Consider the following 25,689-nt stretch of genomic DNA (forward strand, 5'->3'; position numbering starts at 1 on the left):
TCAGGCCGGCATGCGCCGCACCTCCTCCGGCTCCGCCCCGTCCGCCGCCCCGAGCATGAACCACACCAGGGCCGCCGTCTTGATCGAGAACGGCGAGTCGCTGATGACGAGGAGCAGGCAGAGGTAGATCGCCATCGCGCAGCGCAGGCGCCAGCCGTCGGGGTTGCGGGCCGGCATCAGGACGAACAGGCCCCAGGCCACCAGGGCGCCGGCGACGCCGATCTGGGTCAGCGCGTAGGCGTAGCCGGAATCCGACAGGAACACCTTGTCGGGCATGATGCCCATCACGCCCTCGGGCGGCAGCGAGGTGATGAGCAGGGCGGCCCAGAGCAGGCGGCCGGCGATGTCGTTCTGCCAGGTCACCTGCATGCTCTCGTAGCCGTAGACCGTCAGCGCCAGCAGGATCGTGAAGGGCAGGGCGAACCAGAGCAGCCGCGGCAGGCGGTACCCGACGAGCATCGCCCCGGCGATCGCGACGCAGACGTAGGCCCCGAAGCGGGCATCGGCCAGGATGACCGTGAGCGCGGCGCAGAGGAACAGCCAGCCCCGCCCGCGCATGGTGCGGCGGTAGAGCGCCCAGGCGAACAGCACGGCGCCGAAATTGCCGGCCGAGACCGGCTCGAGGAAGACCGACGAGACCCGGTGCGGCCCGAGGAACGGCAGGATGGTGCGCGAATCCGGCCGGATGCCGCTGGTGAACAGCGAGCCGGTCAGCTCGCTGATCTCGGACGGAGACATGCTGCCGCGGGCCACGTAATAGCGCACGATGTTGAAGTATTGCTGGTAGGAGTCGAACAGGCAATACTCGAACAGTCCCATCACCACCACGACGACGCCGGAGGCCAGCACCGCCCGGTCGGCGTCGCGCAGGTCCGGCGAGCGCATCCCGAGATTGTAGAACACGACCGGGATCAGGAAGTCGCGCACACCCTTGACGTCGGTCGAGCCGCGCAGCGCCAGGAGCAGGAGCCCGTAGGTGACGAGCCCGGCGAGGATCAGCCAGGGCCCGGGCCGTTCGTCGAGGGAGAAGCCGAGGGTGAGCGCGATGATCGCCACCTCGGCGCCGATGACGGTGCCGCCCGAGACCGGGAACCCGGCGGTGTTGAGGAAGCACAGGGCGGCGTTGAAGACGAGCGCCGCGATCAGCAGCAGGAAGGCGGCCCGCCCCTGGTAGGGCGCGCGCCGGTCGGCCGCCGGCGGGGCGGGGGTGGCGAGCGCGCGGATCATGCCGCCCGCACGCGGCCGGGCACGGGACGCGGCGCGGGGGCGGGGGGCGGGGCAGGGGGCGGAGCGGTCGGGCGCCGCAGGGCCGCGCGCCGCGGCTCGACGGCGACGAGGCCGAGCAGGCCCGAGGCCCGGAACCGGCCGGAGCCGTCGAGGGTCTCGAGCAGGCGCTCGAGGCGGGTCCGGGTCATCCGGCCCGGGGCGACGACGAGCAGGATGGCGTCGGAGGTCTCGGGGATCGACAGCCAGCCGTCGCCGCGCCCGACGTCGCGCTCCGCCACGATGATCTCGGGCCGCATCAGCCGATCGACCCCGCGGGCGGGATCGAGGACGGCGAGGGTGCCGCGGACCGGCGCGTCGCCCCGCGGGCCGTCGCCGAAGCCGAGCCGGGCATGGGCCTGCTCGGGCACCAGCAGGGCCGGCTCGCCGAGGCGGATCAGGAGGTCGGCGAGCACCTCCGCCGCGTGCAGGCGCTCCGCGGCGAGACCCTCGGAGGCCACGGTGACGACGACCGCCTGGCTGCGGCCGGACAGCCGCGTGCGCAGCTCGCGCGCCGCGGTCACGAGGGCCTGCTCGGCGCCGGCGCCGGCGCTCCGGCCGCCCCGGCCCGGCCGCTGCAGCCGGGCCCAGACCGGCGCGCCGGCCGCGCCGAGCCCCGCGACCGTCGTGATGTTGCCGCGCCAGAGGTCGTAGAGGAAGCCGAGGATCAGCCCGAGCACGGCCCCGAACAGGCCGGCGGCGACGACCACGATCGGCGCCGGGGTGTCGGACGGCTTGAGCGGCGGGGTGGCGCGCGAGACGATCTGCGAGTTGCTCGGGTTGATCGATTCCTGCTGCTCGAGGTCCTTCGTGCGGTCGAGGACGAGGTTGTAGGTGCGCCGGATCGCCTCCGCCTCGCTCTCGAGCTGGCGCAGGCGGATGCCCTCCTGGTTGCTGCTGGTCTGGTTCTGGATCAGCCGGTCGGCCCGGTCGCGCAGCTGGCGCAAGGAGGCCTCGCCGCGGCGCAGGTCCTCCTCGATGGTGCGGCGGATCCGGTCGGCCTCGGCGGCGATCAGCCGGGCGGTCGCGGCGCGCTGGGCGGCGAGCGCGATCATCTGCGGGTGGCTCGGCCCGAGGCTGCGGGAGAGCTGGGCGATCTCCTGCAGGGTCTGGGCGTACTGGGTGCGCAGGGACACCATCACCGCCGAGGCGTCGGCCTCCGGCACCGCCTGGACCTGGCCGTCGGGGGCGCGCAACGCGCGCACCACCTCGCGCCGGGCCGCGAGCCGGGCGAGGCTGGTCTCGGCGGCGGTGATCTGGGTGTAGAGGTCCTTGAGCTGCTGCGACACCAGGAGGCCGGCATCGCCGGAGCCGATCAGGCCCTTCTCGGCCCGGTAGCGCTCCACCGCCACGTCGGCCCGGTTGAGCTGGACGCGCAGGTCGGCGGCCTGGGTCAGCAGCGCCTCGTTGGCCCGGCGCACCGCCGAGACCCGGTCCCGTGCGCCGACCTCGAAGAACTGCGCCGCGACGGTGTTGGCGATCTCGGCCGCGCGCCGCGCATCCGGATAGGCGACGGTGAGCTGGAAGTTGAACGAGTTCTCGACGCGCTTCACCACGATGCGCTTGCGCAGGGCCTCGAGCGCCACCACGCCCGGGTCGGCGCCGGGGGGCGCGCCCCGGGTCAGGACCGGATCCTCGGCGAGGCCGAGCTTCGCGATCACCGGGTCGAGGAGCTTGGCGGAGAGCAGGATCAGCCCCTGGCTCTCGAGGTTGGCGAAGTCGAGCTGGGCCGGGGCGTCCTGGCGCGACAGGCCGCGCCCGACGATCTGCAGGGCCTGCGGGTCGATCAGGAGCTCGACGGTGGCGCGGTAGGTCGGCACCTGCCTCAGCGCGTAGAGGCCGCCGAGCGAGGCCAGGACGCCGGCGCTCGCGACGATCCACAGGGCGCGGCGGCGCGCCGAGCCCCACAGGTCGGCGAGCGTGCCGCCGGTCCTGCGGGTGGCGGCCGCGGCGGGCTCTGCCGTCGTCATCTCGTGCCCCTGCCTCATGCCAAGTCCACTGGATGCCAAGCCCACCTGATGTCCAAGCCCAGCTGCTGCCAAGTCCAGCTGCGGTGCCCGCCCGCGACGTCCGGTCGATCCTGTCGCGTCGTGGACACCGTCTCCGTCCACCGCGTTTCACCGGTCGACGACACACGATTCGCGACAGTCGTCCTTCGACGGAGCGTGTCGTTCGAGCGCCCCTGATCCTCCAGGGCACGGGCAGGAACTTAGTCGTGGTTCGGTTACCGATCCCCCAGCCGTTTCCGCCGCCGGCCCATCCCAAACCGGGACAGGTCGCGGGCCCCGCCTCGCGCCCGCGTCAGCGCGGCACCAGGGCCGCGCCATGGACCGCGGTATGGGCCGGAGCGCGGGCGGGCTCCCCGGCCGAAGCGGCCAGCCGGGCGTCGTTGCGCCGGAACCAGGCCAGCGACGGGCGCTCGACGAACCGGTAGGTCAGGGCGGCGAGCGGCACCGTGGCGGCGACCAGCAGGGCGGCGACCGCGAGGTTGGCGCCGCCGGAGCCGAAATCGAGGTAGCGGTCGTGCCCGAGGATCACCGTCCGCGGCAGGCCGGTGCGCTGCTCGGCGTAGTGCATCGCGGTGGTGAAGACCTGGATCACCGGCAGGTGCAGCAGGTAGATCGAGAACGACCACCGGCCGAGGCTCTGGGCCGGCCGGGCGCGGGCCAGGTCCGACAGGGCGCCCCGCCCGTGCGAGAACAGCGCGATCGCCGCCCCGAAGACGAGGCTCGCCGCGCAGGCGCCGAACGCCTGCGGCGCGAGGGCCACCACGGCCGCGACGGCGAGGAGGGACGCGGCCTCGGCCGCCGTCGCGGCGGGCCGCCTCAGCCGCAGCGCGTCGCGCAGGGTGTAGGCGAGGGCGCCGACGAACAGGTCGAACAGGCAGCGCAGGATGCCCCAGTTCTGGATCGCGAACAGCGTGCGCGGGCTCGCCCACCACAGGGCGAGCGCGCTCAGCATCGCGAGGCCCGCGAAGGCGAGGCGGGCGCGGGGGCCCACGGCCGTCACGGCGACGGCCAGCACCATCGAGGCCCAGAACTCGACCGCGATGCTCCAGGACGGGAAGTTCCAGCTGTAATCGCCGAAGGTGCGGAAGTTGTGCAGGAACAGCAGGTGGGTGACGATCTCGACCGGCCGGTGGCCGGCGCCGAAGGGCGGGGTCGCGACCGGCGTGCCGGCATGGTGCGACAGGTAGGCGAGGCGCACCGCCTCGAGCAGGACCAGGAGGCCGAGCGTCGCGGCGTGCAGCGGCCAGAGCCGGCCGAAGCGCATCAGCACGAAGCGGGCGACCTGCCGGCCGGTCGCCAGCCGGTCGCCGTAGGCGTGCAGCAGCACGAAGCCCGACAGCACGAAGAAGATGTCGACGCAGAATTGCAGGTTGGGGAACCAGGCCTGCGCCAGCAGCGGGTGGGCCAGCGGCATGTGGAAGAAGGCGACCGCGAGCGCGCACAGGCCGCGCCCCGCATCCAGCGCCTCGAACCGGTCTCGTCCGTCACGCCCCTGCATCGTGCTCCATCCGTGCCGTTCTCGAACAACCCTGTCCGGTCCGGGGATGCCGGGCCGGGGCTCGATGGCCGGCCCGCAGGATCGGTGCCGCGCGGGCCGGAGGGCGGAACCGGCGCGGGACGGTACGAGACGATTCACCAGTCGCCCGGAACGGGGTGGATTTCCGGCGTGTAACTGCTAAGCTCAGCCCACTTGATCGAGGACGCCCGATGGCTCAGACGCAGGACATCCGCACGATTCTGGCGCGCCACGGCACTCTCGCCCGCACGATCGACCGTCTGTCCGACGATGCCTGCCTGTTCGACAACGGACTCGACTCGTTCGGCGCCGTCCAGGTGATGATGGACCTGGAAGAGCATTTCGGGATCGAGTTCCCGGAACACCTGCTCAACCGCGACGCCTTCTCGAGCGTGCGCAACATCCGCGACTTCGTGTCGGGGCAGACGATGCGGAAGGCGGCGTAGATTCGGCAGGCGGCGCAACCCGTCATCGTTCGTCCCGACGCCGTCGTCGTCTGAACCGGCTGGAAGTCCGCCCGATCGTGCTGCGCCCCGATCCGCGGCCTTGTCGGATGCGGCGGCGGACGGCTCGCGGTCACTCCCGAGCCACCTCCCCCCTTTCCCGGACGACGGGAGCGGCAGCGGAAGGAGATCCGGGATCGAGCAGGAGACGTGCCGCGAAGCGGCTCCGTATGCTGCACCGTTGCAGACAAACGGAGCCGCTTCGCGACGTCTTGTGCCGGATCCCGGATCTCCGTCCACTTCGTTGCAGTCGTCCGGGAAGGGGACGTGGCTCACGAAGGCCCGGGATGAGTTGGCCCGAGGATCAGGAGTCTCGACGAGACCCGGTTTCGTCGGCCGTGCTCCGCCAAGCACGCCGCCCTTCAGTTGAACTTCCCGCTCGCCGCCGCACCGTCAGGCCCGGTGATCTGCACCACGCCCTTCGGGGTCGCGCCGAGCGCCACCTCGGCCTCGCCGGTGAGCCGCGCCTCGGCCGGCGCCAGGACCACGCGGGCGGGCTTGCCGCCGACGACCAGGATCGCCGTGCCCTTGAAGCCGGCCGGGGACACGGCCTTCTCCTTGGCGTCGTAGACCCAGACCTCGACCCGGCGGTCCTTGGTCACGAGTTCGACGTGGTAGGGACCGGCATCGGCGAGGCGGCCGCCATGGTGGCCGACGCCCTCGTGGGCGCAGGCGCGGTGCGCGCAGAGCGGCAGGGCGACCAGCACGGTGCCGGCGGCGAGGAATCTCTGGAGCAGCATCGGGTTCTCCGGGTGTCGTGACGGAAGGATCAGAATGCGTCCGCCGGTGCGGGCGCGGCGTGGGCGTCGTCGGCCCGCGCGGCGTCGCGGGCCGCTTGGAGGCGCGCGAGCGGGCGGCGGCCGAAGCGCAGGAACAGCACCGGGGTCAGCACCGCGTCGAGGAGGGTGGCGCTGACGAGCCCGCCGAAGATCGTCACCGCGACCGGGTGCAGGATCTCCTTGCCGGGGCTCGCGGCATCGTACAGCAGCGGCACCAGGGCGATCCCGGCCGACAGGGCCGTCATCAGCACAGGGGTCAGCCGCTCCAGGCTGCCGCGCACCACGAGGTCCGGCCCGAACGGCACGCCCTCGTGCAGGGCGAGGTTGAGGTAGTGGCTGATCTTGAGGATGCCGTTGCGGGCCGCGATGCCGGTGAGCGTGATGAAGCCGATCATCGAGGCGACGGAGAGCGGCTGGCCGGCGAGCCACAAGGCCGCCACCGAGCCGACCAGCGCCAGCGGCACGCTGCCCATGACGATGAGCGCGAGCGCGCCCGAGCGGTAGCGGCTGGCGAGCAGCGCGAAGACCAGCCCGAGCGACACGAGGGAGAGCGCCCCGATGGTGCGGCTCGCCTCCTCCTGCGCCTGGAAGGTGCCCTCGAGGCTCGTGAACACCCCCGGCGGCAGGGTCTCGGCCGCCACCGCCCGGCGGATGGCGGCGACGATTCCCCCCATGTCGGCCCCGGCCGTCGTATTGGCCATCACGACGAGGCGCCGCCGGCCGTTCTCGCGCAGGATCTGGTTCGGGCCGTCGGTCTCGCGGATGTCGGCGAGCTGGCGCGCCGGCACCCAGCCGGACGGCGTCTCGACCAGGAGGTCGCCAAGGCCCGCGGTGGTGCGCTGCGCCTCGGGCAGGCGCAAGACCACGTCGAAGCGGCGATAGCCGTCGACCACCGTCGAGACGAGGCGCCCGTTGGAGAGCCGGCTGATCTGCTCGACGAGGGCCGCCGGCTGCACCCCGTAGAGCGCCGCCCGGCCGTAATCGACCCGGATCTCGAGCTGCGGGATCCGGGTCTGCTTCTCGACCTGGAGGTCGGCGAGGCCGGGGATCGCCCGCATCCGGTCCTGGAGCGAGGCCGCCACCCGGCGTAAGGAATCGAGATCCTCGCCGAAGATCTTCAGCGCGATCTCGGCCCGGACGCCGGACAGCATGTGGTCGAGCCGGTGCGAGATCGGCTGGCCGACATTGACCGAGACCGGCAGCACCGCCAGCCGCCGGCGGATCTCGGCGACGAGCTCGGCCTTCGGCCGGCCGCCGCCTTTGAGCGCCACTTCGAGGTCGGAGGAGTGGACGCCCTCGGCATGCTCGTCGAGCTCGGCCCGGCCGGTGCGCCGGCCCACCGCGGCGACCTCCGGGATCTCCATCAGGAGCCGCTCGGCGATCGATCCCACCCGGCTGCTCTCGGGCAGCGAGATGCCGGGGGCGAAGGCCATGGTGACGGTGAACGAGCCCTCGTTGAACGGCGGCAGGAAGGCCCGCGGCAGCTGCGCGGCGGCGAGCCCGGCTCCCGCCACGAGGACGGCCACGGTCCCGACGAGCCGGCGCGGGTGGCGGAACGCCACCCGGAGCGCCGCGGCGTTGGCGCGCTTGAGCGCACCGATGAACCGGCTCTCGTGCTCCTCGAGGCTCTTCATGCCCGGCAGCAGCCAGGAGGCCAGGACCGGCGTCAGTGTGATCGAGACGACGAGGCTCGCCAGGATCGACACGATGTAGGCTTGTCCCAGCGGCGCGAACAGCCTCCCCTCGATGCCCGACAGGGCGAAGAGCGGCACGAAGACGAGCACGATGATCGCCGTGGCGTAGACGATGCCCGAGCGCACCTCGTTCGAGGCCGCGACCACGACGTCGAAGACCGGGCGCGGGTTGCCGGCGGCGCGGTTCTCGCGCAGCCGCCGGAAGATGTTCTCGACATCGACCACCGCGTCGTCGACGAGCTCGCCGATCGCGATGGCGAGGCCCCCGAGCGTCATGGTGTTGATCGACAGCCCCAGCAGATGGAACACCAGTGCCGTCGTCAGGATCGAGACCGGGATCGCGGTAAGCGAGATCAGCGTGGTGCGGACGTTCAGGAGGAACGCGAACAGCACCACGGCGACGACCAGGATCGCCTCGACCAGCACCCGCTCGACATTGGCGATCGAGGTCTCGATGAAGTCGGCTTGGCGAAAGAGGATCCTGTCGGCGACGATGCCGGCGGGCAGCGAGGGCGCGATGTCCCTCAAGGCCGCCTCGATCGACCGTGTCAGCGCCACGGTGTCGACGTCGGGTTGCTTCTCGACCGAGACGATCACCGCCGGCCGGCCCTGGTAGCCGCCCTCGCCGCGCTTGGCCTTCGCCGCGAAGGAGACCTCGGCCACCTGCCGCAGGCGCACCGGGGCGCTGGCGCTCGTCCCCACCACGAGGTCGCCCAGGTCCTCCAGGCTCATCGTGCGGGCGATGTTCCGGATCAGGTACTCACGGGAATACTGGTCGGTGAAGCCGCCGCCGGCATTGGTGCCGAATTGCTGCAGGGCGGCATCGAGCTGGGCGTTGGTGACCCCGAGCGCCCGCATCGCCGCCGGGTTCGGGGCGACGCGGAACTGGCGCACCTCGCCGCCGATCGGGATCACCTGCGCCACCCCCGGCACCGTGAGGAGGCGCGGGCGGAGCACGAAGTCGGCGGTCTCGCGCAGCGCCATCGGCGACAGGGTCTCGCCGGTGACCGCGATCAGGAGCACCTGGCCCATGATCGAGGAGACCGGGCCCATCTGCGGCGTCACCCCGCGGGGCAGCTGGTCCTGGACCAGGCTCAGGCGCTCGGCGACCTGCTGGCGGTTGCGGTAGATGTCGGTGCCCCAGGCGAACTCGACAGTGACCACCGACAGGCCGACGCCGGAGACCGAGCGCAGCCGGGTCACCCCGGGCAGGCCGTTCAACCGGGTCTCGATCGGATAGGTCACCATCTGCTCGACCTCCGGGGGCGCGTAGCCCTCGGCCTCGGTCATGATGGTGACGGTCGGGCGGTTGAGGTCGGGGAAGACGTCGACCGGCAGCCGCGTGAGGCTGAACGCCCCGTAGAGCACCAGCACGAGGGCGAGCGCCAGGACGAGCAGGCGGTTGCGCAGCGACTGCGCGACCAGGACGGAGAACATGGGCGGCTCTCCCTACCGGACCTGGTCCAGGAGCTCGGCGCCCTGGACCACCACGCGGGTGCCGGGGCTCACGCCGGCCTCGACCAGCACCCGGGCGCCGTCGAGGGGCGCGACCCGCACCGGCCGCGCCTCGTAGCGCTCGGCCGCGATGTGGGCGTAGACCACGTCCTGGCCGTTGGCGGTGCGCACCACGCTCGCCCGCGGCAGGGCGAGGCCGCGCCGCTCGGCGTCGGTGGCGGCGAGCACGGTGACGAACTGGCCGATCCGCAGGCCGTCGGTGCCGCCCCGGATCGCGAACTGGACCGGAATCGCCTGGTTGCGGTCGGCGAGGCCGGCGCCCTGGTAGGCGAGCGGCAGGCTGCGCCCGTCGGGAAGCCGCGCGGTGGCATCGGACGCGGGCGTCAGGGCGTCGAAGCTCAGCGCCTCGACCCAGAGCTTTCGCGGATCGACGATCTGGAACACCATCTGGCCGGAGGCGGCCATCTGGCCCGCCACCGCCGCCGCCTCGGCGATCACCCCGCCCACGGGGGCGGTCAGCACCTCGGGCTCCTGGCGGATGCGGTCTAGGGCGGTGCGGCGGTCGGTCAGGCCGTTCAGCTCGTCCTGCGCCTCGTCGAGCTGCACCTGCGAGACCGCGCCGCCGGGGCTGAGCTTGCGGTAGCGGTCGACCCGGCGCTGAACGATGGCGATCTGCTGGTCGAGCTCGCCCTGGCGCTGGCGCATGTCGGAGAGGTCGACCCGCTGCACCGGCGGGGTGACGAGGGCCAGCACCTCGCCCGGGCGCACCGGCGAGCCCAGCCGCGGGAAGGTACCCGAGGGCGGCGGGGCGAGGCGCCCGCCGACGGAGGATTGCACCACCCCGCTGGCATTCGGGTCCGGGATGACGCGGCCGGGCAGGGACACGGTGCGCCGGTAGCCGCCCTCGACGGCGAGCTGCGTGCGCAGGGAGAGCAGGCGCTGCGTCGGCTTGGGCACGAACACCGCCCCGTCGGCGAGGCGCTGGGCGAGGTCGGCGGCAGGATCCGTGGGCTGGGGCACGAAGGCCGCCCGGGTCTCCGGATGACCGTGGTCGGCGCCCTCGTGCGCGAAGGCGGTGGCGCCGAGCACCAGGGTCGCGGCCAGCACCAGGATGGCGAGGACGGGCGCCCGGCGCCCGGCCCGCATCAGCCCCATGGCGGCGAGCCCCAGGGCGAAGCCCCCGGCCGCGGCGAGGCCGGCGCCCGGATCGCGGGCGGCGAGGCGGCCGCCCAGGCCCTCGGCGAGCCGGTGCGGCCAGCCCTCGCCGTCATGCCCGGCACCGGCGGGCGCGGCCGGCCCGGGCGCCGTCGGCAGCGCGACGGTGAGCGGCAGCACGTCCGCCTCGCTTCCCGCCGTCACCGTGACGACGAGGTCGAGGTGGTTCTCCCCGGCCGCGCGCGTCGCGAGCCACGGGGCGGCGAGGCGGTAGCTGCCGTCCGGCGCGGCCTCGGCCGTGGCGGGGCCGGCCGGCGTCTCGACCGCCAGGACGGCGTCGGTGACCGGCTCGCCGGTGGCGAAGCAGTCGAGGTAGAGCACCAGGACGTCGCCGCGGGGGATCGCCACCAGCTCGAAGGCGGCGGAGGCGGCCTCGCCCCGGGGCGCGACGGTCTTCGAGACCGGCGGCGGGGGCGCACCGTGGTCGTGACCCTCGTGGGCGAGGGCGAGGGTGGCGAGGAACGGCAGCGCCAGGAGAGCGAGCGCCGAGAGGGCGAGCGCCGTGGCTGGCGCGCGCGGCGCGGCCGTCGACCGGAACGGGAGCATCGGGGGAGGAGACCTTCACGAGCGGACGTCGAGGAGCGCCCGTGGCGACGGCCACCCGTCCAGGGTGGCGCGCCGGCGCGGGACGCGGGCGTCAGGCGAAGGGTCGTGGGGGGCGTGCCGGGGAATCCGGGACGATGCCGACGGGCAGCGCGTCCTCGGTCGCGGTCAGGCGCCGGGCCGGGGTGAGGGCCGGGACGGCCGCCAGGGCGTCCGGCAGCAGGCCGGGCGCGCAGCAGGAGGCGCCGGTCGCGCAGCACAGCCCGTTGCAGGGCCGGGCGGGCGTCGCCTCGTCGTCACGCGCCACGGTCAGGCGCGGCCCGTCCGCGGCGGCGCGCGCCTCGGCGAGCGTCGGCGCGGGAGCGGGGGCGGGCGTCGCGTGATGGGCGTGCCCCTGGTGGGCCTGCGCCGCGGTGGCCCCGGCCACCGACGCGCCGACGCACGCGGCGATCATGACGATCGCCACGGCCAGCAGGCGCGCGAGGGCACGGGGCAGGGACATGCCGGCAGGATACCAGATTCGGGCCGGGAGGGAAGCGGGGGCGGCCGCCCTCAGCCCGGCCCGGGCGTCTTGTCCGGGTAGCGGCACAGGTCGGCGATCGGGCAGCGCCAGCATTCGGGCTTCCGCGCCTTGCAGACGTAGCGGCCGTGCAGGATCAGCCAGTGATGGGCGTTGAGGCGGTAGGGCTCGGGCACGATCGCCTCGAGCCCGGCCTGGACCTTGTCGGTGGTCGAGCCCGGCGCCAGCGGCACGCGGTTCGAGACCCGGAAGATGTGGGTGTCGACCGCGATGGTCGGCTCGCCGAAGGCGACGTTGAGCACCACGCTGGCGGTCTTCTTGCCGACGCCGGGCAGCACCTCCAGGTGCTCGCGCTCCCGCGGCACCGCGCCGCCGTGCTCCTCGATCAGGATGCGCGAGAGCGCGACGACGTTCTTGGCCTTGGTGTTGAACAGCCCGATCGTGCGGATGTGATGCCGCACCGTCTCCTCGCCCAGCGCCAGCATCGCCGCCGGGTTGTCGGCCTTGGCGAACAAGGGCGCGGTGGCGATGTTGACGCTCTTGTCGGTGGCTTGCGCCGAGAGCACCACCGCGACGAGCAGCGTGTAGGGATTGAGGTAGTCGAGGTCGGAGCGCGGCTCCGGATTGGCGGCGCTCAGGCGCGCGAAGATCTCGGCGAGCGTCGCGGCATCGACCGGCTCGGGCGTCGTCGCCCGTGCCGTGAGGGGCTTCACCAGCGCCGCCTTCGCGGGGGCCGCTTCCGTCAGGCTCGCCTTGGCAAGCCCCACCTTCGCGGGTGCGGTGATTTTGTCGGGGGCGGCCTGCTTCCGGCGAGTCATGCGTGCCTTATATTGGGCGCATGGCGAGCGGCAAGGCACCGGACCACGCGACCGAACGGCACCCCTACGGGCGCGACCCGGACGCGATCGAGCGCCCGGTCTTCTCCGCGACCATCCGGCCGCATTGCTCGCTGTCGCGCCTCGGCTTCCGGGTCGTGATGGCGGCCTGCGGCGGCGTCGCGCTCGTCACCGGCATCGCCTTCCTGCAGATGGGGATGTGGCCGGTCACCGGCTTCTTCGGCCTCGACATCGCCGCCCTGTGGCTGGCGCTGACCCTCAACGCCCGCCGCGGCCGCTCCTTCGAGGAGGTGGTGATCAGCCAGATCGAGGTGCTGGTCGCCCGGGTCAGCCATCGCGGCGAGCGGGCCGAGTGGCGCTTCAACCCGCTCTGGACCCGGCTGCACAAGGTCGAGGACGAGGAATACGGGCTGATGTCGCTGGCCTTCGTGTCGCGCGGCCAGCGCGTGCTCGTCGCCCGCGACGCCTCGCCGACGGAACGGCAGGTGGTGGCCGACGGGCTGACGCGGGCGCTCGCCGAGGTGAAGAAGGGGTATTAGAGCCCTCGTCTTCCTCCGGCGCCCCTGTCCCGGACGACCGGAGCGTCAGCGGAGGGAGATCCGGGATCCAGGGGAGATGGGCCGCGAAGCGGCTCTGAATGCTGCACCGTTGCAGATCGGACGGACGCTTCGCGAGGTCTCGCGCCGGTTCCCGGATCTCCCTCCGCTCACGCTTCAGTCGTCCGGGGCGGGGGCGGGGAGGGACGACCTGCGCCGGGGACCGCCGGCCCGCTTCCTCGCCGGCTGCCGCAGCCACTCCGCCAGCTTGGTGAAGCGCGGCCGCGCGCCGCCCCGCACCGCGATCGCCACCGCGCGGGTCTGGGCCACCAGCACCACCAGCTTCTTGCCCCGGGTCACGCCCGTATAGAGCAGGTTGCGGGCGAGCATCGTGTAGTGCTGCATCGCCACCGGGATCACCACGGCGGGGTATTCCGACCCTTGCGACTTGTGGATGGTGATGGCGTAGGCGGGGCTCAGCGCGTCCAGTTCCTCGAACGGCCAGACCACCTCGCGCCCCTCGAACCCGGCGGTGAGCAGGCCCTCCTCGGGATCGACCCGCAGCACCACGCCGAGATCGCCGTTGAACACCTCGCGGTCGTAGTCGTTCTGGCCCACCATCACCCGGTCGCCGGGGGCGAAGACCCAGCCGAAGCGCTCGACCGAGACCGTCGGATTCGGGTTCAGCACCCGCTGGAGCGCCTGGTTGAGGTGGCGGCTGCCGAGCGCCCCGCGGGTCATCGGGCAGAGCACCTGCACGTCCTTGACCGGGTCGAGGCCGAAGCGGCGCGGGATGCGGCGGGTGACGATCTCGACGAGCTTGTCGGCGCCGATCTCGGGATCGTCGATCCGGACCACGAAGAAGTCGCCGTCGGGGGTGCCTGAGCCCTCCGGCATCTGCCCGGCATTGATCCGGTGGGCGCCCGTGACGATCCGGCTCTCGGCGGCCTGGCGAAACACCTCGGTGAGGCGTGCGACCGCAAAGCGCCCCGAGGCGATCACGTCGGCGAGCACCCGGCCCGGCCCGACCGAGGGCAGCTGGTCGACGTCGCCGACGAGCCAGAGCGCGGCGTGGCGCGGCAGGGCCCGGGTCAGCGCGTTCATCAGCGGCACGTCGATCATCGAGGCCTCGTCCAGCACCAGGAGGTCGCAGGAGAGGGGGGAATGCTCGGTCCTCTGGAAGCCGCCGTGGCGCGGATCGATCTCGAGCAGGCGGTGGATGGTCTTGGCCTCGCGGCCGGTCTGCTCGCTCATCCGCTTGGCGGCGCGGCCCGTCGGGGCGGCGAGCAGCACCGCGGCCCCCGCCTCGTCGAGCATCCGCAGCAGCGCGTCGAGGGTGCTGGTCTTGCCGACGCCGGGGCCGCCGGTCATCACCGCGACCTTGGCGTTGAGCAGCGTCGCGGCGGCGGCCGCCTGCGAGGGCGAGAGCGGCCGGCCGGTCGCGGCCTCGACCCGGGCGAGCGCGGCCCGCGCGTCGATCTCGTCCCAGGGCAGGGGCGCGTCGTCGAGGGCGACCAGCCGCTCGGCGATTGTCCGTTCCGCCGCGTGCAGGCCGCGCAGGAACAGGTGCGGCACGTCCCCGATCGTGTCCATCACCACCGACTCGCCGCCGATCTCCTCGACGAGGGCGGTGCGCAGGAGGCCCGCCTCGACCGCCAGCAGCTCGGCCGCGCGGGCGACCAGCTCCGGCACCGGCAGGGCGCAATGGCCGTCATCCATCGCCGCCTGGAGCGCGTAGGCGAGGCCGGCGCGCAGGCGCTCGGGCGCCGTCGGGGCGAGGCCGAGCTTGCCCGCGATGGCGTCGGCCGTGCGAAAGCCGATGCCGCGCACGTCGCGGGCGAGCCGATAGGGGTCCTCGGTCATCACCTGGACCGAGTCGGTGCCGTAGGTCCTGAAGATCCTGACCGCCCGGGCGGTGCCGACGCCGTGGGCGTGCAGGAACACCATGATCTCCCGCACCGCCTTGTGCTCGGCAAAGGCCGCCGTGATCCGGGCGGCGCGGGTGGGGCCGATCCCCGACACCTCGGTCAGGCGCTCCGGCGCCGCCTCGATCACCGCGAAGGTGTCGGCCCCGAAGGCCTTGACGATGCGCTTGGCCATCTCCGGCCCGATGCCGCGCATCTGGCCCGAGGCGAGGTAGCGGCCGATGCCCTCGATTCCGGTCGGCGGCGTCGCCGCCAGGGTGTCGGCGCGGAACTGCAGCCCGTGCTCGCGGTCGCTGACCCAGGCGCCGGTGGCGGTCACCCACTCGCCCGCCGCCACCGCCGGGGCGTGGCCGATCACCGCCACGAGGTCGCGCCGGCCCCGCGCCTTGACCTTCAGGACGCAGAAGCCGCTCTCGGCGTTGTGGAAGGTGACGCGCTCGATCGACCCGGCGAGGGCGTCGGGGGAGCGGGCGGGAGGACGGGCGGCGAAGGGGGCCATCGGCGCCCGTGAAGATCGGGAGGGGCCGGGGCCCTCGCAAGGGCCGGGCCGGTCCTTACGCCGCCCGCTCGAAGATCAGGTTCAGCCGCGTCTGGGCGATGCGGCGATAGCCGTGGCGGGTGAGGAGGGCGGAGAGGTCGGTCTGCCACAGGTCGGTGCCGTCCTCGACGACGAGGAGGCGCGGGTGCAGCTCCGGCGGCGCCTGGCGCAGGAACGGCTCGAGGATCAGGTCCTCGGCGCCCTCGACGTCGAGCTTGATCGCGTCGATCCGGGTCAGGCCCTCGCCGCGCACGAGGTCGAGGAGCGGTACCGCCGGCACCCGGATCGCCGCGCCCTCGTTGGTGCCGACCACCTTCAGGCTCGATTCGCCCCGGTTGCGGGGATCGACGAACAGGGTCATCTCGCCGGCCTTGTCGGCCACCGCGCAGGCCACCGCCTTGACGCGGCCGAACGGGTTCTGGGCGATGTTGAAGGCGAGCTTGTCGAACACGTCGGGCTGCGGCTCGACCGCCAGGATCCGGGCGCCCGGCCCGGCGAGGGCTGCCACGAACAGCGCGTAGGCGCCGATATTCGCCCCGATGTCGAGGAAGACGCAGTCCGGCCCGACCCGCTCCGCCAGCAGCCTGCGCTCGAGCGGATCGAAGAACTGCGGGGTGAAGAGCACCTTCTTCTCGCAGTTGTTGTTGTAGGGGTGCAGCCGCATGCGCGCGCCGTAGCGCTCGACGTCGAGGGGCCGGCCGCGCAGCAGGCGGATGGCGCAGCGCCGCAGGAGGAGCGCGAGGCGCCGCGCGCCCCAGCTCTCGTCGGGCAGGCGCTCAGTGCGCGAGACGATCCAGCGCACGAGGCCGGCGGGCGCGAAGGTGCCGAAGGGATGGGCGGCCGAGGGGTGGGCGGCCAGGGGTTGGGTGGGCTGTGTCATCATGCCGGTTCGGGACCGCGGCGTGCCGCGGCCGCCCCGCGCGGGGCGGGTGGGAGTATCGTGGCGCGCCTCATGCCACCCGCGGGCGCGGCCGGCAATGCGCGGCCTCAGGCGAGGGGGCCCGGGATCGCCTGCTCGGCCTCCTGCGTCAGCCGCGCCTCGTGCCGGCGCACGAACAGCCACAGGGCGATGCCGCCGAACACCACGACGGCGAGGAGCCCCAGCCCGATCGGCCCGACGACGTGCTCGATCGAGCGGCCGCACAGGTAGGCGCCGAAGCCCATCGACGAGGCCCAGGCGATGCCGCCGGCGGCGTTGAACAGGAAGAAGCGGCGGGCGTCGAACTGGTTCACCCCGGCGAGCAGGGCCGCGTAGGCGCGCAGCATCGCGGTGAAGCGGCCGAAGAACACGATCTTGCCGCCGTGGCGGCGGAACAGGTACTGGCCGAGCTTGAGCCGGCGGTGGTCGAGGGCGATCTTCCCCCCGTGCTTGAGGAGCAGCGGCATGCCCCAGCGCCGGCCGACCCAGTAGCCGATATTGTCGCCGATGATGGCGGCGAGCGCCGCGGCCAGCACCACGAGGCCGATGCGCAGCTGCCCGGTCGAGCCGGCATAGACCGAGGCCGAGATCAAGGCGGTCTCGCCCGGCATCGGCACGCCGGCGCTCTCCAGGGTGACGATCAGGAAGATCGCCCAGTAGCCGTACTGGGAGATCAGGTCGGCGACCGGCAGGTCGTGGAGGAAGTGCATGGGCGTGTCTGCGGACGGTCGGGGTATGGCAGCCGAGGGGAGGAGGCGCGATGTCGCGCCACTTGTCCTCAGATAAGCGTGGGGATCGTGGCTCTTCCAGGGCAACGCACGGGCGGCGTTCAGCAATCGTGAGGCAACATCGCCGTCCTACTGGCGACGCATTGCCGTGCGGAATGGGCCGGGAGGCGCGGGACCCGAGGGGCGCGGGCGACGTGCCGCAGGCGGCATCCCGCGCCGCCGGTACGACATGAGGGGCATCGCGGGGGGCGCGAGCCGCGTATCAGAGCCAAGTCTCAGAGCAGAGTCTCCTAGTCCGGGTTGTCCAGGTCGATGAACGAATTGTCTCCCATCCGGACCGACGACGCGGTCGGGTCGCCGCCCCGGCGGCGCGGCCGCGGCGTGGTCTGGCTGATCGTGCTGCTCGTGCTCGCCGGCCTCGGCTACTGGGCCACCCGCACCTACTGGCCGGACGGCTTCAAGCGGGCGGAGACGCAGCAGGCCGGCGCCGGCCGCCGCGGCGGGCGCCGCGGCGCGGGCGGGGAGGGGCCCCAGGCGGTCGGCATCGCCACGGTCGAGAAGGGCGACATGCCGGTGGTGCTGTCGGGCCTCGGCACCGTGACGCCGCTCGACACCGTCACGGTGCGCTCGCAGATCAGCGGCTACCTCACCGAGATCGGCTTTCGCGAGGGCCAGAGCGTCAAGGCCGGCGACTTCCTGGCCCAGATCGACGTGCGGCCCTACGAGGCCCTGCTCGCCCAGTACCAGGGCCAGCTCCTGCGCGACCAGGCGCTGCTCCAGAACGCCCGCCTCGACCTCGCCCGCTACCAGATCCTGAACCGGCAGGATTCGATCTCGAAGCAGAACGTCGACACGCAAGCCGCCACGGTCAAGCAGTACGAGGGCGTCGTCGAGTCCGACAAGGCGCAGATCGACCAGCAGAAGCTCAACATCCAGTACGGCCGCATCACCTCGCCGGTCGAGGGCCGGGTGGGCCTGCGCCAGATCGACCGGGGCAACTACGTCACCGCCGCCTCGACCAGCATCGTCGTCGTCACCCGGCTCCATCCGATGTCGGTGATCTTCACCCTGCCGGAGACGGTGCTGCTGCGGGTGATGGACCGGCTGCGGGCCGGCGCCACCCTGCCGGTGCGGATCTTCGACCGCCAGGACACGACCGAGATGGACCGCGGCACCCTCGACACCGTCGACAACCAGATCGACGTCACCACCGGCACGGTGAAGCTGCGCGCCCTGCTGCCGAACCGGGACGAGCGGCTCTTCCCCAACCAGTTCGTCAATGCCCGCCTCGACGTCGACACCGTGCGCGATGCCGCCCTCATGCCGGCCGCCGCCGTGCTGCGCGGCACGCCGGGCACCTACGTCTACCTCCTGACCGGCGACGACAAGGTCGCGGTGCGCCCGATCGAGATCGGCGAGAGCGACGGCGTGCGCACCGTGGTGACCAAGGGGCTGGCGGTCGGCGACCGGGTGGTGGTCGACGGCACCGATCGCTTGAAGGACGGGGCGCAGGTGCGCGTCACCGGCGGGCGGCCCGAGAAGGCGGCCGGGCCGGAGGCGAAGCAAGCCCAGCCGGACGGCGCCGCCCAGCCGAAGCCGGAGGCTCCACGTTCCGAGGGCGAGCGCCCGCACCGCCGCCGGCAGAGCCAGAACCCGTGAGCAAGACGAGGCGTGCCGCCCATACCTGTCCCCCTTCTGCGGCAGGGCTGTCCGGGGAAAGGAATCGCGCGGGTCTCTCCTCTCCCCGCCCGCGGGGAGAGGAGATCCCGCGCTTCGAATTCAGACGGGATTTTCCCCGCACAGCCCTGCCTCTGCGGGGGAGGGCTTGGCGCGCACGGCCGTCCGTGCAGAATGATCGGGCGTTCCGATGAACCCCTCCCGCCTGTTCATCCTGCGCCCGGTCGCGACCACGCTGCTGATGCTGGCGATCCTGCTCGTCGGCATGATCTCCTACTTCAACCTGCCGCTCTCGGCGCTGCCCTCGGTCGATTACCCGACGATCCAGGTTCAGACCTTCTATCCCGGAGCGAGCCCCGAGGTGATGACCTCGGCGGTGACGGCGCCGCTCGAGCGGCAGTTCGGCCAGCTCGCCAACCTCAACCAGATGACGTCGCAATCGTCCGCCGGCGCCTCCGTCATCACGCTCCAGTTCAACCTCGATCTCGGCATCGACATCGCGACGCAGGAGGTGCAGGCCGCGATCAACGCCGCCGGCAACCTGCTGCCCGGCGACCTGCCGGCGCCTCCCGTCTACGCCAAGGTCAACCCCGCCGACGCGCCGATCCTGACGCTGGCGCTCACCTCCAAGACCCTGGCGCTGACGCAGGTCCGCGACCTCGCCGAGACGCGGCTGGCGCAAAAAATCAGCCAGGTCTCGGGCGTCGGCCTCGTCTCGATGGCGGGCGGGCAGCGGCCGGCCGTGCGGGTGCGCTTCAACGCGATGGCACTCGCGGCCTACGGCCTCAACATCGACGACCTGCGCACCACCATCAACAACCTCAACGTCAACACCCCGAAGGGCTCGATCGACGGGCCGACCCAGTCCTTCACCATCAACGCCAACGACCAGATCCGCGACCCGAACGCCTATCGCGACGCGGTGATCGCCTACCGCAACGGCGCGCCGGTGCGGCTCTCGGCGGTGGCGCAGGTGGTGGAAGGGGCGGAGAACACCCAGCTCGGCGCCTGGATGGACACCACGCCGGCGGTGATCCTCAACATCCAGCGCCAGCCCGGCGCCAACGTCATCGCGGTGGTCGACCGGATCAAGGCGCTCCTGCCCCAGCTCCAGGCGACGCTGCCGGCGGCGGTCCAGGTGACCCCGCTCACCGACCGCACGGTGACGATCCGGGCTTCCGTCGAGGACGTTCAGTTCGAGCTGCTGCTCGCCATCGCCCTCGTGGTGCTGGTGATCTTCCTGTTCCTGCGCTCGCTGCCCGCCACCCTGATCCCGAGCCTGTCGGTGCCGCTGTCGCTCGTCGGCGCGCTCGCCGTGATGGACCTGTGGGGCTTCTCCCTCGACAACCTGTCCTTGATGGCGCTCACCATCGCGACCGGCTTCGTCGTCGACGACGCGATCGTCGTCATCGAGAACATCGCCCGCCACGTCGAGGAGGGCGACAGCCCGATGGAGGCGGCCCTCAAGGGCTCGCGCGAGATCGGATTCACCATCATCTCGCTCACGGTCTCGCTGCTGGCGGTGCTGATCCCGCTGCTGTTCATGGGCGAGGTGGTCGGGCGCCTGTTCCACGAATTCGCCATCACGCTCGCCGCCACCATCGTCATCTCGGGCGTGGTCTCGCTGACGCTCGTGCCGATGCTGTGCGCGCGCCTCCTGCGCCACCAGCCGCCTCAAGCCCGTGCCGCCGGCCGGATCGGCGATGCCGGGCGCCGGCTGATGGAGGGCGGCATCGCCTTCTACGGCCGGACCCTGCGGGGCGTGCTCGCCCACCAGTGGCTGACGCTGCTGGTCGCGGTCGGCACCCTGGTGCTGACCGTCCACCTGTACATCGTGATCCCGAAGGGCTTCTTCCCGATCCAGGATACCGGCCTCGTCCAGGGCATCACCCAGGCCGACCAGACGGTGTCCTACGGCGCCATGGCCGAGCGCCAGCAGCGTCTGGCGGCCGAGATCCTCAAGGATCCGGACGTGGTGAGCCTGTCGTCGTTCATCGGCGTCGACGGCCAGAACGTGACGCTCAATTCCGGTCGCTTCCTCATCAACCTGCGCCCGCGCGACGAGCGGGCGGAGAATGCGAGCGCGATCATCCGGCGGATCAATGCCCGGGTCGCCGACGTGCCGGGCATCGCGCTCTTCATGCAGCCGGTCCAGGACCTGACCATCGACACGGCGGTGAGCGCGACGCAGTACCAGTTCATCCTGGAGAACCCGGATCTCGCCGCCTTCGACACCTGGGTGCCGCGCCTCGTCGACCGCCTGAAGCAGATTCCCGACCTCGCCGACGTGGCGAGCGACCGGCAGGCGAGCGGGCTCGCCGCCTACGTCACCATCGACCGCGCCACGGCCGGCCGCTTCGGCATCACCCCGGCCTCGGTCGACAACGCGCTCTACGACGCCTTCGGCCAGCGCATCATCTCGACGATCTTCACCCAGTCGAACCAGTACCGGGTGATCCTGGAGGCCGATCCGGACCTCCAGCGGACGCTGGACTCGCTGTCGCGGATCTATCTCCCGTCCTCGACCGCCACCAACGGCCAAGTGCCGCTCACCGCCATCGCCCAGGTGAGCGAGCGTCGCGCGCCGCTTCTCATCAGCCATCTCGGCCAGTTCCCGGCCACCACCATCTCGTTCAACCTCGCGCCGGGCGCCTCGCTCGGTCCCGCGGTGGCGGCGATCCGGGCCGCCGAGCAGGAGCTGGGGATGCCCGACAGCTTCCGGCTGATCTTCCAGGGCTCGGCGCTCGCCTTCCAGGCCTCGCTCGACAACACCCTGTTCCTGGTGCTCGCCGCGATCGTGACGGTCTACATCGTGCTGGGCGTGCTCTACGAGAGCTTCGTCCACCCGATCACGATCCTCTCCACGCTGCCCTCGGCCGGGATCGGGGCGCTCGCCGGCCTGATGCTGTTCTCGCACGACCTCGACATCATCGGCATCATCGGCATCGTGCTGCTGATCGGCATCGTGAAGAAGAACGCCATCATGATGATCGACTTCGCGCTCCAGGCGGAGCGCGAGGAGGGCATGACCCCGCGGGACGCGATCTACGAGGCCTGCATCCTGCGCTTCCGCCCGATCCTGATGACGACCTTCGCGGCTTTGTTCGCCGCGGTCCCGCTGATCCTCGGCACCGGCACCGGCTCGGAGCTGCGCCAGCCGCTCGGCATCTCGATCGCCGGCGGGCTGATCGTGAGCCAGATCCTGACGCTCTACACGACCCCGGTGATCTACCTCGCCTTCGACCGGCTCGGCCGGCGCTTGAGCGGGCGGCGGGGCAGCGGGCTGGCGCCCGGGGAGGCGGTGCCGTGAGGGGCGCGACGGCCGTGCAGATTCTCACTTCCGGTCGTGTGCATCCCCTCTCCCCGCGGGCGGGGAGAGGGCTGCTGACCCCTTGTCGGGTCAGCAGCGAGGCGGCAGCCGAGGGTGAGGGGGTGTTTCCGGATGAGACTCTTCCGGCACCACCCCCTCACCCTCGCTCCGGCTTCGCCTCCGCTTGTCACGACCCCGACAAGGGGGTCGTGACCCTCTCCCCGCCCGCGGGGAGAGGGGAGAGCCTGCGGCGTGCCCCCGGGGCCACCGCGTGAACCTCTCCGCCCCCTTCATCCTGCGCCCGGTCGCGACCACGCTCCTCACCCTCGGCGTCCTTCTCGCCGGGCTGTTCGCCTTCGTGCGGCTGCCGGTGGCGCCGCTGCCGCAGATCGATTTCCCGACCATCCTGGTCCAGGCGCAGATGCCCGGCGCCAGCCCCGACACCATGGCGACCACCGTCGCCGCTCCGCTCGAACGGCGGCTGGGCCAGATCGCCGACGTCGACCAGATGACCTCGACGAGCTCCGTCGGGCAGACCCGGATCGTGCTGCAATTCGGGCTCGACCGCGACATCAACGGCGCCGCCCGCGACGTGCAGGCGGCGATCAACGCCGCGCGCGCCGACCTGCCGACGGCACTCCGCACCAATCCCACCTACCGCAAGTTCAACCCGGCCGACGCGCCGATCCTGATCCTCGGCCTGACCTCGAAGACGCTGAGCCCCGGCGCGCTCTACGATTCCGCCGCGACCGTGCTGGCCCAGAAGCTGTCGCAGCTGGAGGGCATCGGCAACGTCGATATCGGCGGCTCGTCGCTGCCGGCGGTGCGGGTCGAGCTCGATCCCAACGTCCTGTTCAACTACGGCATCGGGCTCGAGGGCATCCGGGCGGCGATCGCCAGCACCAACGCCAACTCGCCCAAGGGCGCGATCGAGGCCGGCGATCGGCGTTACCAGCTCTACGCCAACGACCAGGGCCGCAAGGCCGCCGATTACCGGGACATCGTCGTCGCCTACCGCAACGGCGCGGGGGTGCGGCTGCGCGACGTCGGCCAGGTCGTCGACGGCGTCGAGGACCGGCGCAACCTCGGCCTCGTCAACGGCCAGCGCGGCGTGCTGCTGATCGTCTACAAGCAGCCCGGCGGCAACGTCGTCGAGACGATCGACCGGTTGAAGGCGGCCCTGCCGCAGCTCAAGGCGGCGCTCCCGGGCGACACCGAACTCATCGTCACCGGCGACCGCTCGCTCACCATCCGGGCGTCGCTCGCGGAGGCCGAGCGCACGCTGATGATCTCGGTCGGCCTCGTCATCCTGGTGGTGTTCGGCTTCCTGCGCTCCGCCCGCGCGACGCTGATCCCGGCCGTCGCCGTGCCGATCTCGCTGGTGGGCACCTTCGCCGCCATGTGGCTGTGCGACTACAGCCTCGACAACATCTCGCTGATGGCCCTCATCATCGCGGCGGGCTTCGTCGTCGACGACGCGATCGTCGTCCTGGAGAACATCCAGCGCCACATCGAGGACGGGCGCTCGCGGATCGAGGCGGCGTTGCTCGGCGCCCGCGAGGTCGGGTTCACGGTGCTGTCGATGAGCCTGTCGCTGATCGCGGTGTTCCTGCCGATCCTGCTCGCCGGAGGCATCATCGGCCGGTTCTTCCAGGAATTCGCCGTCGTCCTGTCCCTGGCGATCCTGATCTCGCTCGTCGTCTCGCTCACCACCACGCCGATGCTGTGCGCGCGCTTCCTCAAGCCCGAGGCGCACGGCGCACGGCCGGGCCTGCTGGCGCGGGGGTTGGAGGGAGCGTTCTCCGGGCTGCTGTCGGGCTACCGCGTCACCCTCGACTGGGCTTTGCGCCACGGCGTCACCGTGATGCTGGTGCTGCTCGCCGCGGTGGCGCTCAACGTCTACCTCTACGTCATCGTGCCGAAGGGATTCTTTCCCCAGCAGGATACCGGCCAGATGATCGGCGGCATCCAGGCCGACCAGCGCATCTCGTTCCAGGCGATGAGCGCCAAGCTCAGGCGCGCCACCGCCATCGTCCAGGCCGACCCGGCAGTGGAGAGCGTCGTCGGCTTCACCGGCGGGCGCGGCACCAACTCGGCCAACGTCTTCGTCGGCCTGAAGCCGCTCGGCCAGCGCGACCCGATCAGCGACGTGATGGCCCGCCTGCGGCCGAAGCTCGCCGCGATTCCCGGCGCCCGGCTCTACCTGTTTCCGCGCCAGGACTTCTCGGTCGGCGGGCGCCAGAGCTTCTCGCAGTACCAGTACACGCTGCAGGGCGACACCAGCGAGGAGCTCTACACCTGGACCCCGAAGCTGCTGGAGGTCCTGCAGAAGGACCCGATCTTCACCGACGTCAATTCCGACCAGCAGCAGGGCGGCCTCGAGACGCGCCTCGTCATCGACCGGCCGACCGCCGCCCGCTTCGGCCTGACCCCGTCCCAGATCGACAACACGCTCTACGACGCCTTCGGCCAGCGCCAGGTCTCGACGATCTACAACCCGTTGAACCAGTACCACGTCGTGATGGAGATCGCGCCGCGCTTCCTCGACAATCCCGAGACCCTCAAGCTCATCTACGTCTCGACCTCCGGCGGGCCCGCCCGCGGCTCGGCCACCACCAACGCCGTCGCCGGCACCGTCGCGAGCGCCGCCACCGCGGCGAGCGGCAGCGCGGCCGCGCTCGCGGCCGATTCGGCCCGCAACGCCGCCACCAACGCCATCGCGTCCTCCGGCCGCTCCAGCGCCTCGTCGAGCGCCGCGGTCAGCAGCGCCAAGGAGACGATGGTGCCGCTCGCCGCCTTCGCCCGCTTCGAGGCCGGCTCGACCCCGGTCCAGGTCAGCCACCAGGGCCTGTTCGTCGCCACGACGCTGTCGTTCAACCTCGCGCCCGGCAAGAGCCTGAGCGACGCCACCGCGGCGATCGACGGCCACATGCGCGACCTGCGGATGCCCGCCACCATCCACGGCGAGTTCGCGGGCGCGGCCAAGAGCTTCCAGTCCTCGTCCTCGCGCCAGCCGCTGCTGATCCTGGCCGCCCTGCTCGCGGTCTACGCGGTGCTGGGCATCCTGTACGAGAGCTGGGTCCACCCGCTCACCATCCTCTCCACCCTGCCGTCGGCCGGGATCGGGGCGATCCTCGCCCTGATGCTGGCGGGCGAGGAGTTCGGGGTGATCGCGCTCATCGCGGTGATCCTGCTGATCGGCATCGTGAAGAAGAACGCCATCATGATGATCGACTTCGCGCTCGACGCCGAGCGCACCCGCGCCTTGAGCCCACGGGAATCGATCCGCGAAGCCTGCCTCTTGCGCTTCCGCCCGATCATGATGACAACCCTGGCCGCGCTTCTCGGCGCGCTGCCGCTGATTCTCGACGGCGGCGAGGGCTCGGAGCTGCGTCGTCCCCTCGGCATCGCCATCGTGGGCGGCCTCATCGTGAGCCAGGTCCTGACCCTCTACACCACCCCCGTCGTCTACCTGTACCTCGACCGGTTCCGGCTCTGGGTCGGGCGCCGCCGGCGCGGGGATTCCGCCACGCGGGCGCTGCCGGCCGAATGATTTTTTCCAGCTTTTCCAGTGCCATGAGCGATCCCGCAGCGCCGAACCCTCTCCCCTCTGCGGGGGAGGGTGCCCCGCGGAGTGGGGCGGGAGAGGGGACCGCGACGCCGATTCAGGTGGCGCCCTTCATGATGGTTGCGACCCCTCCGGAAGCGGCGCCCCCTCTCCCG

The 25,689-nt window shown here is 72.1% G+C and carries 16 protein-coding genes; 5 read left to right on the forward strand and 11 right to left on the reverse strand.

From position 1 onward, the window contains the following. The 3 genes from A5481_RS24395 to A5481_RS24405 all read right to left on the reverse strand — a co-directional run bounded on the left by A5481_RS24395 (window position 1) and on the right by A5481_RS24405 (window position 4,770). Complete coding sequence (locus A5481_RS24395) at window positions 1-1,227, reverse strand: hypothetical protein (protein WP_064504376.1); 1,227 nt, start codon at window positions 1,225-1,227, stop codon at window positions 1-3. Then, window positions 1,224-3,233 (reverse strand): GumC family protein, encoded by a 2,010-nt coding sequence (locus tag A5481_RS24400; RefSeq protein ID WP_064504377.1) that lies wholly within the window; start codon window positions 3,231-3,233, stop codon window positions 1,224-1,226. Before A5481_RS24400 ends, A5481_RS24395 begins: the two co-directional genes overlap by 4 nt. A gap of 331 nt (window positions 3,234-3,564) precedes the next feature. Beyond that, on the reverse strand, window positions 3,565-4,770 hold the full coding sequence (locus A5481_RS24405; RefSeq protein ID WP_048434831.1) for an acyltransferase family protein: 1,206 nt from the start codon (window positions 4,768-4,770) through the stop codon (window positions 3,565-3,567). A gap of 209 nt (window positions 4,771-4,979) precedes the next feature. On the opposite strand from A5481_RS24405, the gene A5481_RS24410 reads away from it, so the two are divergent. Further along, the gene (locus tag A5481_RS24410; protein WP_048434830.1) at window positions 4,980-5,234 is read left to right on the forward strand and encodes an acyl carrier protein; all 255 of its coding nucleotides are present in this window, start codon (window positions 4,980-4,982) and stop codon (window positions 5,232-5,234) included. A 419-nt stretch (window positions 5,235-5,653) separates the two neighbouring features. Here the strand turns inward: A5481_RS24410 and A5481_RS24415 are convergent, their stop codons facing one another. From A5481_RS24415 to nth, 5 genes are all read right to left on the reverse strand, one after another. Continuing rightward, window positions 5,654-6,031 carry a hypothetical protein gene (locus A5481_RS24415; protein WP_048434829.1) on the reverse strand — a complete coding sequence of 126 codons (378 nt, stop codon included), beginning with the start codon at window positions 6,029-6,031 and terminating at the stop codon, window positions 5,654-5,656. A 29-nt stretch (window positions 6,032-6,060) separates the two neighbouring features. After that, a complete protein-coding gene (locus A5481_RS24420; RefSeq protein ID WP_048434828.1) occupies window positions 6,061-9,201 on the reverse strand; it encodes an efflux RND transporter permease subunit in 3,141 nt (1,046 codons plus the stop codon). A 12-nt stretch (window positions 9,202-9,213) separates the two neighbouring features. Then, window positions 9,214-10,980 (reverse strand): efflux RND transporter periplasmic adaptor subunit, encoded by a 1,767-nt coding sequence (locus A5481_RS24425; RefSeq protein ID WP_048434827.1) that lies wholly within the window; start codon window positions 10,978-10,980, stop codon window positions 9,214-9,216. Between the two features lie 91 nt (window positions 10,981-11,071). Continuing rightward, window positions 11,072-11,479, reverse strand: a complete 408-nt coding sequence (locus A5481_RS24430) for a hypothetical protein (RefSeq protein WP_048434826.1) — start codon at window positions 11,477-11,479, stop codon at window positions 11,072-11,074. A 50-nt stretch (window positions 11,480-11,529) separates the two neighbouring features. Beyond that, window positions 11,530-12,315 carry an endonuclease III gene (nth, locus tag A5481_RS24435; RefSeq protein WP_082173197.1) on the reverse strand — a complete coding sequence of 262 codons (786 nt, stop codon included), beginning with the start codon at window positions 12,313-12,315 and terminating at the stop codon, window positions 11,530-11,532. Window positions 12,316-12,335: 20 nt separating this feature from the next. Here nth and A5481_RS24440 point away from each other — a divergent pair, with 20 nt between their 5' ends. After that, complete coding sequence (locus tag A5481_RS24440; protein WP_048434825.1) at window positions 12,336-12,872, forward strand: DUF2244 domain-containing protein; 537 nt, start codon at window positions 12,336-12,338, stop codon at window positions 12,870-12,872. Between the two features lie 174 nt (window positions 12,873-13,046). Here A5481_RS24440 and recD2 read toward each other — a convergent pair whose 3' ends face one another. The 3 genes from recD2 to A5481_RS24455 all read right to left on the reverse strand — a co-directional run bounded on the left by recD2 (window position 13,047) and on the right by A5481_RS24455 (window position 16,961). Continuing rightward, window positions 13,047-15,293 (reverse strand): SF1B family DNA helicase RecD2, encoded by a 2,247-nt coding sequence (gene recD2 / locus A5481_RS24445; protein WP_048434824.1) that lies wholly within the window; start codon window positions 15,291-15,293, stop codon window positions 13,047-13,049. 55 nt (window positions 15,294-15,348) lie between these two features. Further along, a complete protein-coding gene (locus A5481_RS24450) occupies window positions 15,349-16,215 on the reverse strand; it encodes an FkbM family methyltransferase (protein ID WP_048434823.1) in 867 nt (288 codons plus the stop codon). A 104-nt stretch (window positions 16,216-16,319) separates the two neighbouring features. After that, the gene (locus A5481_RS24455) at window positions 16,320-16,961 is read right to left on the reverse strand and encodes a DedA family protein (RefSeq protein ID WP_048436724.1); all 642 of its coding nucleotides are present in this window, start codon (window positions 16,959-16,961) and stop codon (window positions 16,320-16,322) included. A gap of 330 nt (window positions 16,962-17,291) precedes the next feature. On the opposite strand from A5481_RS24455, the gene A5481_RS24460 reads away from it, so the two are divergent. The 3 genes from A5481_RS24460 to A5481_RS24470 all read left to right on the forward strand — a co-directional run bounded on the left by A5481_RS24460 (window position 17,292) and on the right by A5481_RS24470 (window position 25,519). Beyond that, the gene (locus tag A5481_RS24460; protein ID WP_048436723.1) at window positions 17,292-18,638 is read left to right on the forward strand and encodes an MdtA/MuxA family multidrug efflux RND transporter periplasmic adaptor subunit; all 1,347 of its coding nucleotides are present in this window, start codon (window positions 17,292-17,294) and stop codon (window positions 18,636-18,638) included. 208 nt (window positions 18,639-18,846) lie between these two features. Further along, entirely contained in the window at window positions 18,847-21,966 is a 3,120-nt protein-coding gene (locus tag A5481_RS24465; RefSeq protein WP_048436722.1) for an MdtB/MuxB family multidrug efflux RND transporter permease subunit, read from the forward strand. A 271-nt stretch (window positions 21,967-22,237) separates the two neighbouring features. Further along, on the forward strand, window positions 22,238-25,519 hold the full coding sequence (locus A5481_RS24470) for an efflux RND transporter permease subunit (protein WP_048436721.1): 3,282 nt from the start codon (window positions 22,238-22,240) through the stop codon (window positions 25,517-25,519). Window positions 25,520-25,689 lie beyond the last annotated feature (170 nt).

The organism is Methylobacterium platani, from assembly GCF_001653715.1.
Lineage (GTDB): Bacteria > Pseudomonadota > Alphaproteobacteria > Rhizobiales > Beijerinckiaceae > Methylobacterium > Methylobacterium platani.